The sequence below is a fragment of the Cupriavidus taiwanensis genome, assembly GCF_900250115.1.
Lineage (GTDB): Bacteria > Pseudomonadota > Gammaproteobacteria > Burkholderiales > Burkholderiaceae > Cupriavidus > Cupriavidus taiwanensis_B.
In genome coordinates this window covers 2,609,289-2,624,127 of record NZ_LT984803.1, presented here as the reverse complement: position 1 = coordinate 2,624,127, position 14,839 = coordinate 2,609,289, and the positions used below count along the sequence as shown (strand labels likewise).

Below are 14,839 nucleotides of genomic sequence, written 5' to 3'. Positions count from 1 at the left end.
CCACAGGGGGTCAAGCACGGGCATGTACCGAGGCAGGCCACCAAAACCCTTTCTCTGCCATATGATGAAAGGCGCACGTATGCCTGTGCCACTTCCGCGTGCTTACGGCGTTTTCCTTTTCTTACAGGAGGCCCGCGCCCCTTCGGGCACAATGTCGCCTTTGCACGGGCAGCCTCGGCGGTTGCCGCTTCCGAACCATCGTCATGAGTTGCCGGTCCGACCTTTCCTGCCGCGCGGGTTGCGGCGCCTGCTGTATCGCGCCGTCGATCGCCTCGCCGCTGCCCGGCATGCCGGACGGCAAGCCGGCGGGCGTGCCGTGCGCGCAGTTGCTGCCGGACATGCGCTGCGCGGTATTCGGCAGCCTGGAGCGGCCCGCGTTCTGCGGCGGCCTGAAACCGTCGGCCGAGATGTGCGGCGATTCCCGCGAGGCCGCGCTGCAATGGCTGACCCGGCTCGAGATCCTGACCGCGCCGCAAGCGCACGCCTGAAGGGCCCCGGCGCGGCATCACGCCTGGCATTCGTTCCTGATATCCCGCAATCGGAGGCAATATGATCCGGACTACCCGACGGCGCTGGCTGGCCGCTGCCGCCGCGGCAACCCTGGCCGTGGGCCTGGCCGCCTGCGGCGCCTTCCGCAGCGAGTACACGTTCTCGCAAAGCCAGCTGCAGCCGGCACTGGAGCGCAAGTTCCCGTTCAACAAGCGCTACATGGAGCTGTTCGACATCCAGCTGACCAACCCGCAGCTGACGCTGGACGCCGTGCGCAACCGCGTCAACGTGCAGTTCGACGCCACCATCGACAACAAGCTGTTCTTCAGCCAGGCCCTGAGCGGCCGCTTCGCGCTGGACAGCGGGCTGCGCTACGACGAGCCCACGCGTTCGGTGGTGCTGCAGGATCCGGAGGTCAGGCGCTTCGACGTGCAGGGCATGCCCGCGCAGTTCTCGCGCCAGCTCAATGCGCTGGGCGGCATCCTGGCCGAGCAGCTGTTGCAGGGCTATCCGCTCTATACCTTCCGCGAAGACCAGCTGCGTGTTGCCGGCACGCACGTCGAGCCCGGTACAATCACCGTTTTGCCTGACGGCATCAACGTCAAGATCAACCGCCCCTGACCGGGGGCGCATCGAACAACAAACAATGCGGGCGGTCCGGCACCACGCCGGGCAACGCCCGTGACTACGTCTCTTTGATTCCGCATGGAAATCGCACTAGCGCTGAAGGCCGTGATCCTCGGCATCGTCGAAGGCCTGACCGAGTTTCTTCCCATTTCCAGCACCGGCCACCTGATCCTGGCCGGCCAGCTGCTCGACTTCAACGACGAGAAGGGCAAGATCTTCGAGATCGTGATCCAGTTCGGCGCCATCCTGGCGGTGTGCTGGGAGTTCCGCGCGCGCATCGGCAAGGTGGTGCGCGGCCTGCGCGACGACCCGCTGTCGCAGCGCTTCGCCGCCAACGTGGTGATCGCGTCGGTGCCGGCGATCGTGCTGGCGTTTATCTTCGGCAAATGGATCAAGGCCCACCTGTTCAACCCGATCTCGGTGGCGCTGGCCTTTATCGTCGGCGGCGTGGTGATCCTGCTGGCCGAATGGCGCGACGCGCGCCGCGGCACGGTCTCGCATCCGCAGGGCAATGCGCTGCTGGAAGCCGCCAAGGCCGGCGCGCCGCGCATCGAGTCGGTCGACGACCTGAACTGGCGCGATGCGCTCAAGGTGGGGCTGGCGCAGTGCTTCGCGCTGGTGCCGGGCACCTCGCGCTCCGGTGCCACCATCATCGGCGGCATGCTGTTCGGGCTGTCGCGGCAGGTGGCCACCGAGTTCTCGTTCTTCCTGGCGATCCCGGTGATCTTCGGCGCCACCGTCTACGAACTCTACAAGGCGCGCGCGCTGCTGGAAGGCGACGATCTCGGCATCTTCGCGGTCGGCTTCGTCTTTGCCTTCCTGTCCGCCTTCCTGTGCGTGCGCTGGCTGCTGCGTTTCGTCGCCACGCACGACTTCAAGCCGTTCGCGTGGTACCGCATCGCCTTCGGCATCGTGGTGCTGCTGACCGCGTACACCGGCCTGGTGTCCTGGCACGCCTGATGTCGCCGTAGCGCGGGCAACAAAAAAGCGTGGCAGATGCCACGCTTTTTTGTATGCGCGTTTGCCGCGCTCAGGCGCGCTTGCGGAACACCACGTCCCACACGCCGTGCCCGAGCCGCACGCCACGCCGCTCGAACTTGGTCACGGGGCGGTAATCGGGCCGCTCGGCAAAGCCATCCGTCGCCGCCGCGGTGTTTTCCAGCAGCGGCTCGGCCGACAGCACTTCCACCATCTGGTGCGCGTACTCTTCCCAGTCGGTGGCGCAGTGGATATAGCCGCCCGGCTTCAGGCGAGCGGCCAGCAGTTTAACCAGCGGCGGCTGCACCAGCCGGCGCTTGTTGTGGCGCTTCTTGTGCCACGGGTCCGGAAAGTAGATGTGCACGCCGTCGAGGCAAGCGTCGGTCAGCATATGCGCGATCACTTCCACCGCGTCGTGCTGCAGGATGCGCACATTGGACAGGCCGCGCTCGTCGATCAGCTTGAGCAGCGCGCCCACGCCCGGCTCATGCACCTCGCAGCCGAGGAAGTTGTCCTGCGGCCGCAGGCCGGCGATATGCGCGGTGGTCTCGCCCATGCCGAAGCCGATCTCCAGGATCGACGGCGCCCGGCGGCCAAAGGTCGCCTCCCAGTCCAGCGGCTGCGGCGCGTACGGCACCATCATGCGCGGCCCGACCTCGTCGATGGCACGTTGCTGCCCCGTCGAAGTCCGGCCCGCGCGGCGCACGAACGAACGGATCCGGCGCGGATGCGCAACGCCTTCAGGATCGGCAGGAGAGGGGGCGGACGCTGGCGCGGCGTCGTCGGCCGGCCCGGTGCTGGGGTCTTGGGGAAGCATGGCAACAAAAAAGCCGCCGGGCGGATCACCGTAACGGTGGCAAAGGCGGCTTGTCTCGACTGGAAGTGGAGCGGGCGATGGGAATCGAACCCACGTCTTTAGCTTGGGAAGCTAAGGTAATAGCCATTATACGACGCCCGCGAACCCGCGATTCTATGCGGGAAAGCACGGCAGTGCAAGCGAGTGCCGGATAGGCCCCATTCAGCCCCGGGTGTCCTTGTACGCGAAATTGTTGCCGACCACCTGGCTGATAAAGCTGCACAGCCCGCGTCCGGCAGTGGCAAGGCGCTTCATCTGTTCAACCTTGCCGCGGCCGGTGCTGCGGTAGTCATAGGTGTAGACATGGCCGTCGCCAAACCGAACCCGGATATGGTCCGGACCCAGTTCGTAGGCGATGACGCCCGATTTGCCGCTGAGGTTCCTGTAGCTCTCCATCACCGGCATGATATGCCGCGCTTGCCCGCGAGACCGAGGTGCTGTCGCCGGGGGTTTCCGCGTCTACCGCGAGGGTTGACGCCCGTCGTATAGTGGCCGGCACCATGACGCACGCCCGATGCGCCGTGACCCCGCCCCCAACGTCAGGACGCCCCCACCTTGACCACTGACTTCTTTGCCCGCTTTGAAGCCGAATGCCTGCCGCGCATCGCCGACGCGATCGGCCAGCAACACCGGCGCTTGCAACTGCACCCCTTGCCGGCCGAAGCGCCGGGGCATGCGCCGCGCTTGCGCGTGACCGGAGACGGCCCGCCCGAACTGCGGCGCCATCCGTATGCGCTCGATATCACGCTGGCGTGGAACGGGCTGGAAGTGCAGCGCCTGTTCGCGGCGGGCGGCGAGGCGCGCTTTGCCGGCTACCTGGCGGCGCTGCCGTCCAAGCTGCGGGCGTGGCAGGAGCCGCGCGGCATCGACTTCCGCTCGCTGTCGCAGGCCGACCCGCAGATCCTGATCGGCGGGCTCGATTTCGAACACTGAGCGTCGCTGCCTGAATCAGGCGGCGACGCGCAGCCGGCACACCGCGCTTTCGCTCTGGCCCGGCTCGAGCCAGCGCAAGCCCTGGCCATGGTGGATGGCATCGGGCAGTCCCACCCACGGTTCGACGCAATAGAAGTCAGAGGCCTCGCTCTCGGACCACGTGGTCACGGCATGCCAGGGCGCACTGCCGGGCAGGTCCAGCTCGAAGCGGATACGGCGGTCCGGCATGGCCAGTTCGGCCGCGGGGCTGGCGCGGAAGACGTGGAACGTGTCCTGCAGCCGTGGATCGTCGAGCTGGTAGGTCGACTCGCCGGATTCGGCCCCTGCGGGGCTGCCATCGAGTAGCTGGCGCAGGCGCGCGGTGGCGGGCAACGCCAGCGACGCCGCGGCGCGCTGGGCGTGAGGCAGGGCGAAATAGAAGTGGTGGCCCGGATAACACGGCAGGCGTTGCGGGCCGGGGTTGGCGGTGCGCAGCGTCACCTCCAGGCCGTCGGGCAGCAAGGCGTAGATCACGTCGAACACGAAGGCAAACGGATAGCCGGCGCGCGTGGCCTCGCTGTCGCGCAGCGTCATGGTGATGGCGGTGCGGGTGTCGACGGCGCTGACCTCGAACGGCAGGTCGCGCGCAAAGCCATGCTGTGCGAGCGTGTGGACCGTCCCGCTGGCGTCACGCCACTGCCCAGGCGTGCCGTCGACAAAATGCCGCCCGATAAACGGGAACAGCAGCGGGTTGCCGCCACGGATCTTGGCCGGGCGGCTCCAGTCGGCGGCGTCGGGCCAGTACAGCAGGTCGTGCCCGCGGTGCACCCAGCGGACCAGGCGCGCGCCATGTTGCGGCGCCAGCAGCAGGTAGGAATCGGCCTGGCCGATCCGCACCAGCGGCTGGCCCTGGAAGTCCTCGGTTGGCGGATGGTGCATGGCGTGTGGATGCGGAGCCGGTGCTCAGTTCGTGGCCGACTCGGCCTGGCGCGCCTCGAGGAAGCGCGCGGCATAGTCGAAGTACCAGTCGAGCGTGTCGGGGTTGGCCATGGCGTCGCGGTTGGCGATGCCCTGCGGCGCGTGGCCCAGCAGCAGCTTCTTGATCGGCACCTCCATCTTCTTGCCCGACAGCGTGCGCGGCACGCCGGGCGCCTGCACGATCTCGTTGGGCACGTGGCGCGACGACAGCGCGCTGCGGATGCGCGCGCGCAAGGTGTCGCGCAGCGCGTCGTCGAGCACCACGCCTTCGCGCAGCACCACGAACAGCGGCATATACGATTCGCGGCCCAGGTATTCCAGGTCGACCACCATGCTGTCGAGCACTTCGGGCAGGTCTTCGACCACGCGGTACAGCTCGCTGGTGCCCATGCGGATGCCGTGGCGGTTGATGGTGGCGTCGGAACGCCCGTAGATCACCGCGCCGCCGCGTTTGGTGATCTTGATCCAGTCGCCATGCCGCCACGCGCCCGGGTAGGTGTCGAAATAGCTGTCGCGGTAGCGCTTGCCGTCGGTGTCGCCCCACAGGTAGAGCGGCATCGACGGCATCGGCTCGGTGCAGACCAGCTCGCCGACCGCGTCGACCAGCGGCTGGCCGTGGTCATCGAAGGCTTCCACCTTCGCGCCCAGGCAACGGCACTGCATCTCGCCGGAAGAGACCGGTAGCAGCGGGCAGCCGGCGACGAACGAGCCGGCGAAGTCGGTGCCGCCCGACATCGGCACCAGCCAGATGTCTTCGCGCACATGGCGGTAAATCCAGTCGTAGGCCTCGACCGGCAGCGGCGAGCCAGTCGAGCCCAGTCCACGCAGGCGCGACACGTCGGCGATGCGCGCCGGCTCGATGCCGGCCTTCATGCAGTTGGTGAAGAACGCCGCGCCGGCGCCGAACAGGGTCACGCCGGCATCGTCGACAAAGCGCCACAGCACGCCGGCGTCGGGCCAGGCCGGGTTGCCGTCGTAGAGCGCGATGGTGGTGCCCAGCAGCAGCCCGGCCACCTGCGCATTCCACATGATCCAGCCGCTGCTGCTGTACCAGTGGAACACGTCGTCCGGGCCGAGGTTGTTGTGGAACGCCATCAGCTTGAGCTGCTCGATGACGATGCCGCCATGGCCGTGCACGATCGGCTTGGGCATGCCGGTGGTGCCGGACGAATAGACGATCCACAGCGGATGGTCGAACGGCACCGGCTCGATCGCCAGCGGCACGTCGTGCGCCAGCGCCTGCTGCCAGGCATGGACGCGCACGCCGGCGGGCGCCGCGGCGCCGCTGCCGGTTTGCGGCACCAGCACCAGGTCGGTCAGCGAGGGCAGGGCGGCGACCAGCTCGGCCAGCACCGGCGCGCGGTCGTAGGCCTTGCCGCCGTAGCGGTAGCCGTCGACGGCGATCAGCACCTTGGGCGCGATCTGGCGGAAGCGGTCGACCACTGCCACCTGGCCCATGTCCGGCGCGCAGCCGGACCAGACCCCGCCCAGGCTGGCGGTGGCCAGGAAGGCGACCACGGTGGCGGGGATATTGGGCAGGTAGCCGGCGACGCGGTCGCCGCGCTGCACGCCCATCTGGCGCAGCGCATGCGCGAGCGAGGCGACCTGGGCTTCGAGCGCGTGCCAGCTGATGTCGGCCAGCGGCTGCGCCTCGCCCGCGTAGCGGATGGCGGTACGCTCGCGGGCCGCGCCCGTGCCGGCGTGGCGGAACACCTGCTGCACGTAGTTCAGCGTGGCGCCGTCGAACCAGCGCGCGCCCGGCATGGTGCGCCGGTCCAGCACTTGCGTGGCCGGGGTGTCGAAGCGCACGTCGAAGTAGGCGCGCACCGCGTCCCAGAAGGCTTCCAGTTCGGTGACCGACCATTGCCACAGGCTGTCGTAGTCGTCGAAGGCCAGGCCGCGTTCGGTGCGCAGCCAGCGCATGAACTGCGCGATCTGGCTGCGCTCGCGGAATGCCTCGGACGGCGTCCACATCAGGTTCCCTTCGGCGAGCGGGGCGGCGGTGCTCATGTCTCCTCCTCGGGCCCGTCTGGCGCGGGCATCGGATGGTGCGATGGTTGGTCGCGGGCGCCTGTCGCGGCGCCCGGCATCAGCGTGACATGATAACGGCGGATCGCCGCAGGCGCCTGCCCGCTGCCATCACCGGGCGCCGGGACGCTCGAACAGCGTTTCCCACAGGGTGTCGACCCTGGCCTTGACCGCCGCGTCCATGGCGATCGGCGTGCCCCATTCGCGCGTGGTCTCGCCGGGCCATTTGTCGGTGGCATCGATGCCCATCTTGGAACCGAGGCCCGACACCGGCGAGGCGAAGTCGAGGTAATCGATCGGGGTATTGTCGACCAGCACCGTGTCGCGGCTGGGGTCGACGCGGGTGGTGATGGCCCAGATCACTTCCTTCCAGTCGCGCACGTCGACATCGTCGTCGACCACCACGATGAACTTCGTATACATGAACTGGCGCAGGAAGCTCCACACGCCGAACATCACGCGCTTGGCATGGCCGGCGTACTGCTTCTTCATGCGCACCAGCGCCATGCGATAGCTGCAGCCCTCGGGTGGCAGGTAGAAGTCGGTGATCTCCGGGAACTGCTTCTGCAGCAGCGGCACGAACACCTCGTTCAGCGCCACGCCCAGCACGGCGGGCTCATCGGGCGGCTTGCCGGTGTAGGTGGAGTGGTAGATCGGGTCGCGCCGCATGGTGATGCGGTCGATGGTGAAGACCGGGAACCAGTCCTGCTCGTTGTAGTAGCCGGTGTGGTCGCCGAACGGGCCCTCCAGCGCATGCTGGTAGCCGGACGGGTGGCTCGGGTCGGGCTGGATATGGCCTTCCAGCACGATCTCGGCCGAGGCCGGCACGCTCAGCTCCGACAGCGTCGGCGTCAGGCAGCCCGCCAGCGCGGTGCGGCTGCCGCGCAGCAGCCCGGCGAACTGGTATTCGGACAGCGTATCGGGCACCGGTGTCACCGCGCCCAGGATGGTGGCGGGGTCGGCGCCCAGCGCCACCGCGATCGGGAACGGCTTGCCGGGGTTGGCCAGCGCATGCTCGCGGAAATCGAGCGCGCCGCCGCGATGCGCCAGCCAGCGCATGATGACCTGGTTGCGGCCGATCACCTGCTGGCGGTAGATGCCCAGGTTCTGGCGCTTCTTGTGCGGGCCCTTGGTCACCACCAGTCCCCAGGTGATCAGCGGGGCAGCGTCGCCGGGCCAGCAGGTCTGGATCGGCAGGCGCGCCAGGTCGACGTCGTTGCCTTCCCACACCACCTCCTGGCACGCCGGGCTGCTGACGCGCTTGGGCGCCATGTCCCATACCGACTTGGCCAGGGTGAACAGCTTGCCGGCCTCGCGCAGCCCGCGCGGCGGCTCCGGCTCCTTCAGCGCCGACAGCACCCGGCCGATGTCGCGCAGGTCTTCCATCGATTCGGCGCCCATGCCAAATGCGACTCTGCGTGTCGTGCCGAACAGATTGGCCAGCACCGGCACGCTATAGATGTCGCCATGGGGAGCACCCGCAGGTTGCTCGAAGACGACCGCGGGACCGCCGGCGCGCAGCAGGCGGTCGCAGATTTCGGTCATTTCCAGGTTGGGCGACACCGGCCGGGCGATGCGCTGCAGCTCGCCAAGGTTTTCGAGCTGGCCGATGAAATCGCGCAAGTCTTTGTATTGCATGGTGAATTCTGTTGTGGTGCGGCATCCCGCACCGGATCCAGGGAGGCGGCAGTCAGGTCGGTGACGATACACATTCCTCGCGGCAGCGGCAAAAAAATCATCAGCCCGATACTTCGGAAAGTGTAAGTTTTTTGTCCGCGCGGGGGCCGGTGCCAGCGCGGCGAGCCAAGGCCACGCCTGCGTTTGCGGGGGTCCGAGTGATGCCCCGCCGACCAGAACCGTCGTGTTACAAATAACTGGAAGTAGTTAATTATCGATTTGTTATTCTTGACGGGATATAACACGGTTTCTACAATCCGGTCTGCTCCATGGAGTGTTGCGTCGCAACATGGATTCTCCCCTGTGTCAAGGGGTGCACATAAAAAGAATGTGCCAGAGAGTCCCTCCAGCAAGGACCGATGGTCACAGACCCGCGCATCGCGGGGGACCGGTCGCCTCCGGCGACTTGCCGGAGTGTAGAGAGAGTTAAGTCGTGGCAGGTAGCGCTCCCCCAGGGCGTGGCCTGTTTCCAGTTGGGCGCAAGGGGAGCGCCCTGCCAACAGGTGCTTGGTCGTCACTGCTGGACGGCGCGGCATCCTTACTTGAGTACGTTGAGATCGGGCGCATGCCGCAGTCGGGCACGCGAAGCGGGCAACGGATGGAGGTAAGCATGAGCGGTTGGAAAACCCTTCATCTTCCCGGCATCGGGCGGGCCCTGCAGGTCCGCCTCCGACAGCCGGTACCCGGAGTGAGTCGGGCATTGCAGGTCCGTCTCGCGCATCCGGTCGCGGGCCGCGCGTTGCGCGGCGGCCGCACGACGCTGAAGTACGCCCTGAACAGCCTGGGCGTGGTGGCGGTGGTTTCGGCGGTGTCGCTGTCGGTGAGCCAGGAATGGCGCACCACACTGGCCGCCTTGCTGGCCGGCGACGAAGCGCCCGCGGTGCTGGTGCGCGCCGCCGTGGCAGCACCCGCGCATGCCGGCCCGGCCGCCAGCGCTGCCAACGGCCCGGCCGTAGCCAGCGCCGTCCCGCCGAGCACGGCGGACGTCGCGGTGGCCAGGTTCGGCTATGGCGCGGGCACTGGCCGCGGCGGCAAGCTGGGCCTGCCGACTGTGTCGGGCGTCGACGAATGGAGCCTGGCGGCCAATACCAAGGTGCCGTCGGTCGCGCACCTGGCCGCGCAGATCCCGGTGACGCGCGTGGCCATGGACGCCCGCAGCACCGGTGCGACGCTCGGCAGCGCGCGCGAGCAGGCCGCCGTGGCGGACTATATCGCCCGCAAGTACCGCGTGGCGGCGCAGGCCACCGCGCAGCTGGTCAAGGCGGCTTACCTGACCGGGCGCGAGGTCGGCATCGACCCGCTGCTGATTTTGGGGGTGATCGCGATCGAGTCCAGCTTCAACCCGTACGCCGAAAGCGGCGTGGGCGCGCAGGGCCTGATGCAGGTCATGACCAAGGTCCACCAGGACAAGTACGAAGCCGTCGGCGGCGTGTCCGCGGCGCTGAACCCGTACGCCAACATCAAGATCGGCGCGCTGGTGCTCAAGGACTGCATCGCCCGCGCCGGCTCGCTCGAGGGCGGCCTGAAGTACTACGTCGGCGCCACCACGGCCACCGATGGCGGCTACGGCGCCAAGGTGCTGGCCGAGCGCGCCCGCCTGCGCCAGCTGATCGGCGTGCGCAACGCGCCCGCCAACGCCGGCAAGCCTGCCACCGAGGACAAGGCGCCGGTCGAGCACGCTCCGACCGAGAAGCTGGAAGCCAACAACGGCCCGCACAACGCCTGAGCACGGCGGCGGCATCGCCATGAAAGAAAAGCACCCCGCGGGGTGCTTTTCTTTTGCCTGCCGCGGTGGCGGCCGGGCCGGTCAGCGGAACAGCCGCGCCAGCCGCGCCATCGCCTCTTCGATGTTCTCGCGCGAGGTCGCATAAGAGATCCGGATGTAGTCCCTGGCCGTATGCGGGCCGAAGTCCTGCCCCGGCACCATCACCACGCCGGCATCGTGCAGCATCGACTGCGTCAGGCGGTCGGCGTCGCCGGCGGCCGGATGGTTGACGCCGCGGCAGTCCGCATACACATAGAAGGCGCCGTCAGGGCGCACCGGCACGCGCAGGCCCAGCGACTCCAGCGCCGGCACGATCAGGTCGCGGCGGCGCCGGAATTCGGCCTTGCGCTCGTCGTAGATGGCCAGCGCCTCGGGCGTGAAGCACGCCAGCGCGGCGTACTGCGCCACCGCCGAGGCGCAGATGAACAGGTTCTGCGCGACCTTCTCGAAGGCCTCGACCAGCGCCTCCGGCACCACCAGCCAGCCCAGGCGCCAGCCGGTCATGTTGAAGTACTTCGAGAAGCTGTTCACCGTGACCACGTTCGGGTCCAGGCTCAGCGCCGACACCGGCGCGGCATCGTAGGACAGGCCCTGGTAGATCTCGTCGAGGATGGCGAAGCCGTGGCGTGCGCGCACCGCCTGCAGGATCCGCGCAAGTTCGTCGGGCAGGATCGAGGTGCCGGTCGGGTTGGACGGCGAGGCCAGCAGCACGCCGCGGGTGTGTTCGCCCCAGTTGGCCTCGACCTGCGCCGCGGTCAGCTGGAAGCGCTCGGCCGGGCCGCTCGGGATCATGCGCGCGACGCCGTCGAAGGCGGCGACGAAGTGGCGGTTGCACGGGTAGCTCGGGTCCGGCATCAGCACCTCGGCGCCGATCTCGACCAGCACCGCGCACGCCAGCAGCAGCGCGCCCGAGGCGCCGGCGGTGACGATCACGCGCCGCGCCGGGAGGTCCACGCCGTAGGCGGCCTTGTAATGGCCGGCGATGGCTTCGCGCAGCGGATGGATGCCGAGTGCACCGGTGTACTGGGTGACGCCGCGGCGCATCGCGGCTTCGGCCGCGCGCACCACCGGCTCGGCGGCGGTGAAGTCCGGCTCGCCGATGCCCATGTGCACGATATGGCGGCCGGCGCGCTCCAGCGCGGCGGCCTGCTTGGCCAGCTCCATCACATGGAAGGCGTCGATGTTGGCGAGGCGGGAGGCGGTGGCCAGGTGCTGCAGGTCCATGATGTTCCGGGGCGGGCCGGGGCCCGTTCAGCAAGGTGACAGGTAGGAATGAAAACACCCGCCGCGGCGGGTGTCGTCTTCATCGCGCTGGCGCCAGGGCCAGCGCGACGGCACGGCGGGGCCGCGGGGCGGGGCGCTCAGCGGCGCGCGGCCACCTCGGCGGCGCGCACCTGGGCGGCAAGCTTGTCGAGTACGCCGTTGACGTACTTGTAGCCTTCGACGCCGCCGAAGGTCTTGGTCAGCTCGACGGCTTCGTTGATGACCACCTTGTACGGGATGTCGAGGCAGTGCACCAGCTCATAGCTGCCGACCAGCAGCGCGGCGCGCTCGACCGGCGACAGTTCGTCGACGGAACGGTCCAGGAACGGCTCGAACGCGGCGGTCAGGCGGGCCTCTTCGCGCACGGCGCCGTTAAGGAGCGCGTCGAAGTGCTCGCGGTCGGCCTTGTTGAAGCCCTGGGCGTCATGCAGGTGGGCCTGGATCGCGCCGATGTCGTTGCGGTTCAGCAGCCACTGGTACAGGCCCTGCAGGGCCAGCTCGCGCGAGCGGCGGCGCGCGCTCTTGGGCGGCGCCTTGGCTTCGGTGCGGGCCGCGGCGGGTTTGCCGCCGGCGCTCTTGCCGGCGTCCTGGTCCGGGTTGTTCGACGTATCACTCATCGTCGTCCTCGTCTTCGTCTTCCTGGCCGCGCAGCGAATCGAGCGCCGCCACCAGGTTGGCCATCTCGACCGCGGCGCGGGCGCAGTCGCGGCCCTTTTCGCGGGTGCGGGCGTGGGCCTGCTCGTCGGTGTCGACGGTCAGGATGCCGTTGGCGATCGGCACGTTAAAGTCCAGGCCGACGCGGGTGATGCCGGCGCCCGACTCGTTCGAGACCAGCTCGAAGTGATAGGTCTCGCCGCGCACCACCGCGCCCAGCGCGACCAGCGCGTCGAACTGGCCGCTCTCGCACATCTTCTGCAGTGCCAGCGGGACTTCCAGCGCGCCGGGGACGGTCACCACCAGGGTGTCCTCGCCCTCGACGCCGAGCTGTTCCAGCTCGGCCACGCAGGCCTCGAGCAGCTCGGCGCAGACCGGCTCGTTGAAGCGCGCCTGCACGATGCCGATACGCAGGCCTTCACCGTCGAGGTTGCTGGGGTAGAAGCCGTGATCCATTGTTCAGTTCTCCAGTTTTCGGGAGGACCGCGGCGGCTTGCGCCGCGGTCCGGGTATTGGGGTGGCTCGGTACAGAGGCCGAGGGGCCGGGGGCCGGATCAGTCGGCCTGGCCGCTCATCGGCTGGTAGCCGGTCACTTCGAGGTCGAAACCGGTCATGCTGGGCATGCGCTGCTTTGCGGCCAGCACGCGCATCTTGCCCACGCCGACATCCTTCAGGATCTGCGCACCCATGCCATAGGTGCGCAGGTCGGGCTTGCGGCGGGGCGCGACTGTGGCGCGTCGAGCGCGCTGAATTGCGTGAACAGCTGTTCGACGGTGTCGCCGCAGTTCAGCAGCACGATCACGCCCTTGTCTGACTCGGCGATGGCCTGCATCGCTGCCGGGATGCTCCACGAGTGCGTCGTGCATTTCACTTCCAGCAGATCCAGCACCGAGAACGGCTCGTGCACACGCACCAGCGTTTCCTGTTCCGGCGTGGGCTTGCCCTTGACCAGCGCCAGGTGGGCCTGGCCGGTCGGCTTGTCGCGGTAGGCGATGCTGTGGAAGGTGCCGTACGGGGTTTGCATGGCGCGCTCGCCGACGCGCTCGATAATGCTCTCGGTGCGGCTGCGGTAGTGGATCAGGTCGGCGATGGTGCCGATCTTCAGGTCATGCTCCTGCGCGAACTCGACCAGGTCGGGCAAGCGCGCCATGGTGCCGTCGTCCTTCATGATCTCGCAGATCACCGCCGCCGGCGTCAGGCCGGCCAGCGCGCCCAGGTCGCAGCCGGCCTCGGTATGGCCGGCGCGGATCAGCACGCCGCCGGGCTGGGCCGTCAGCGGGAAGATATGGCCCGGCTGGACCAGGTCGGCCGGCTTGGCGTCGCGGGCGACGGCGGCCTGCACGGTGCGGGCGCGATCGGCGGCGGAAATGCCGGTGGTCACGCCCTCGGCCGCTTCGATCGAGACGGTGAAGTTGGTGCCGTGCTGGGTACCGTTGCGGCTCACCATCGGATGCAGGTCGAGCTGGCGGCAGCGCTCGGCCGTCAGCGTCAGGCAGATCAGGCCGCGGCCATGCTTGGCCATGAAGTTGATCGCCTCCGGCGTGACGAAATCGGCAGCCAGGACCAGGTCGCCCTCATTTTCGCGGTCTTCCTCATCGACAAGGATGACCATGCGGCCGGCGCGAATGTCGGCAATGATGTCTTCGGTACGGGCGATTGTCATGGCGTGCAGAACGGCAGGTTGGGGCGGAAATCAGGGCGAATGGCTGTGGCAGGAACCATGGCCGCGGTGGAAAGCGGCCGGACTGAGGCGGGGCATCGGGCCGGGCCGGCCGGGCCATATACGCCCGGCAGGTTGCCCAGTCAAGCCGGGTATTGTACGCCAAGGCAGCCCACGCTGGAGTCGCGGGCAGCGGAAAGTGCTGCCGGTTCGAGGCCGGGCGGGCGGGGTGCCGGCTGCGGCGCCTGGCCGGCAGGCCTTGCTTTATGCGGGCCTTACGCGGGCGCCTTACGCGGGAACCTTACACGGGCGCCTGCGCGGCAGACAGCATCCGTTCCACGTAGCGCGCGATCAGGTCGATTTCCAGGTTGACGCGCGCGCCGGGCTTGAGCTCCTGCAGCGTGGTCACTTCGACGGTGTGCGGGATCAGGTTGATCGAGAACACGCAGCCGTCGGCCTCGTCGGTGACGCGGTTGACGGTCAGCGACACGCCGTTGACCACCACCGAGCCCTTGTAGGCCAGGTAGCGGGCCAGCTCGCGCGGGGCGCGGATGCGCAGCTCGTGCGACTCGCCCACCGGCGCGAAATGCTCCACTTCGCCCAGGCCGTCGACGTGCCCCGACACCAGGTGGCCGCCGAGCCGGTCGGCCAGGCGCAACGCCTTTTCCAGGTTGATGCGGCCGGCCCGGTCGAGCCCCACGGTCTTGTTTAGCGATTCGCGCGAGACCTCGACTTCGAAGGAGTCGGGCGCCATCGCGACCACGGTCATGCAGGCGCCCTGGATGGCGATGCTGTCGCCGGTGATGACGTCCGACAGGTCCAGCCCGCCGGCCGCGATGCGCAGGCGCACGCCGGCGTCGGCGGCGGCGCCGAGCGGGGTAACGGATTCGATGCGGCCGACCGCCGCGACAATGCCAGTAAACATGGTGGAGTCTTGTGCTTGAGGTTTTGG

General features: G+C 68.5%; 14 protein-coding genes, 1 tRNA gene and 1 pseudogene. 5 read left to right on the top strand and 11 right to left on the bottom strand.

Annotated features, from left to right (window positions below):
* Nucleotides 1-203 precede the first annotated feature (203 nt).
* The 3 genes from CBM2586_RS12280 (at nt 204) to CBM2586_RS12270 (ending at nt 2,076) form a co-directional block, all read left to right on the top strand.
* On the top strand, nt 204-488 hold the full coding sequence (locus CBM2586_RS12280) for a YkgJ family cysteine cluster protein (RefSeq protein WP_115687765.1): 285 nt from the start codon (nt 204-206) through the stop codon (nt 486-488).
* A 61-nt stretch (nt 489-549) separates the two neighbouring features.
* On the top strand, nt 550-1,110 hold the full coding sequence (locus tag CBM2586_RS12275) for a DUF1439 domain-containing protein (RefSeq protein ID WP_115687763.1): 561 nt from the start codon (nt 550-552) through the stop codon (nt 1,108-1,110).
* Nucleotides 1,111-1,194: 84 nt separating this feature from the next.
* Nucleotides 1,195-2,076: an undecaprenyl-diphosphate phosphatase gene (locus CBM2586_RS12270; protein WP_115687761.1), complete on the top strand. Its 882-nt coding sequence runs from the start codon at nt 1,195-1,197 to the stop codon at nt 2,074-2,076.
* Between the two features lie 70 nt (nt 2,077-2,146).
* Here CBM2586_RS12270 and trmB read toward each other — a convergent pair whose 3' ends face one another.
* The 3 genes from trmB to CBM2586_RS12255 all read right to left on the bottom strand — a co-directional run bounded on the left by trmB (nt 2,147) and on the right by CBM2586_RS12255 (nt 3,346).
* On the bottom strand, nt 2,147-2,911 hold the full coding sequence (gene trmB / locus CBM2586_RS12265) for a tRNA (guanosine(46)-N7)-methyltransferase TrmB (protein ID WP_115687759.1): 765 nt from the start codon (nt 2,909-2,911) through the stop codon (nt 2,147-2,149).
* A gap of 66 nt (nt 2,912-2,977) precedes the next feature.
* Nucleotides 2,978-3,052 (bottom strand) — tRNA-Gly (locus CBM2586_RS12260).
* Between the two features lie 60 nt (nt 3,053-3,112).
* On the bottom strand, nt 3,113-3,346 hold the full coding sequence (locus CBM2586_RS12255; protein ID WP_115688749.1) for a hypothetical protein: 234 nt from the start codon (nt 3,344-3,346) through the stop codon (nt 3,113-3,115).
* Between the two features lie 159 nt (nt 3,347-3,505).
* Here CBM2586_RS12255 and CBM2586_RS12250 point away from each other — a divergent pair, with 159 nt between their 5' ends.
* Entirely contained in the window at nt 3,506-3,883 is a 378-nt protein-coding gene (locus CBM2586_RS12250) for a DUF5594 family protein (protein WP_115687757.1), read from the top strand.
* Nucleotides 3,884-3,898: 15 nt separating this feature from the next.
* On the opposite strand, the gene CBM2586_RS12245 is transcribed toward CBM2586_RS12250, so the two are convergent.
* The 3 genes from CBM2586_RS12245 to ubiD form a co-directional block, all read right to left on the bottom strand.
* On the bottom strand, nt 3,899-4,801 hold the full coding sequence (locus CBM2586_RS12245) for an aldose epimerase (RefSeq protein ID WP_115687755.1): 903 nt from the start codon (nt 4,799-4,801) through the stop codon (nt 3,899-3,901).
* A 24-nt stretch (nt 4,802-4,825) separates the two neighbouring features.
* The gene (locus CBM2586_RS12240) at nt 4,826-6,850 is read right to left on the bottom strand and encodes an acetoacetate--CoA ligase (protein WP_115661440.1); all 2,025 of its coding nucleotides are present in this window, start codon (nt 6,848-6,850) and stop codon (nt 4,826-4,828) included.
* A 129-nt stretch (nt 6,851-6,979) separates the two neighbouring features.
* Nucleotides 6,980-8,506 (bottom strand): 4-hydroxy-3-polyprenylbenzoate decarboxylase, encoded by a 1,527-nt coding sequence (gene ubiD / locus CBM2586_RS12235; protein WP_115687753.1) that lies wholly within the window; start codon nt 8,504-8,506, stop codon nt 6,980-6,982.
* Between the two features lie 649 nt (nt 8,507-9,155).
* On the opposite strand from ubiD, the gene CBM2586_RS12230 reads away from it, so the two are divergent.
* Nucleotides 9,156-10,271: a lytic transglycosylase domain-containing protein gene (locus CBM2586_RS12230; RefSeq protein WP_115687751.1), complete on the top strand. Its 1,116-nt coding sequence runs from the start codon at nt 9,156-9,158 to the stop codon at nt 10,269-10,271.
* An 81-nt stretch (nt 10,272-10,352) separates the two neighbouring features.
* Here CBM2586_RS12230 and CBM2586_RS12225 read toward each other — a convergent pair whose 3' ends face one another.
* The 5 genes and pseudogenes from CBM2586_RS12225 to CBM2586_RS12205 form a co-directional block, all read right to left on the bottom strand.
* A complete protein-coding gene (locus CBM2586_RS12225) occupies nt 10,353-11,534 on the bottom strand; it encodes a pyridoxal phosphate-dependent aminotransferase (protein WP_115687749.1) in 1,182 nt (393 codons plus the stop codon).
* A gap of 137 nt (nt 11,535-11,671) precedes the next feature.
* Nucleotides 11,672-12,190 (bottom strand): transcription antitermination factor NusB, encoded by a 519-nt coding sequence (gene nusB, locus CBM2586_RS12220; RefSeq protein ID WP_115661444.1) that lies wholly within the window; start codon nt 12,188-12,190, stop codon nt 11,672-11,674.
* Nucleotides 12,183-12,683, bottom strand: a complete 501-nt coding sequence (gene ribH / locus CBM2586_RS12215; RefSeq protein WP_012353576.1) for a 6,7-dimethyl-8-ribityllumazine synthase — start codon at nt 12,681-12,683, stop codon at nt 12,183-12,185. The genes nusB and ribH overlap by 8 nt, the downstream gene beginning before the upstream one ends.
* 98 nt (nt 12,684-12,781) lie before the next feature.
* A pseudogene (gene ribBA / locus CBM2586_RS12210) lies at nt 12,782-13,890 on the bottom strand (bifunctional 3,4-dihydroxy-2-butanone-4-phosphate synthase/GTP cyclohydrolase II).
* Between the two features lie 298 nt (nt 13,891-14,188).
* Entirely contained in the window at nt 14,189-14,812 is a 624-nt protein-coding gene (locus tag CBM2586_RS12205; protein ID WP_115687747.1) for a riboflavin synthase, read from the bottom strand.
* Nucleotides 14,813-14,839: the final 27 nt, after the last annotated feature.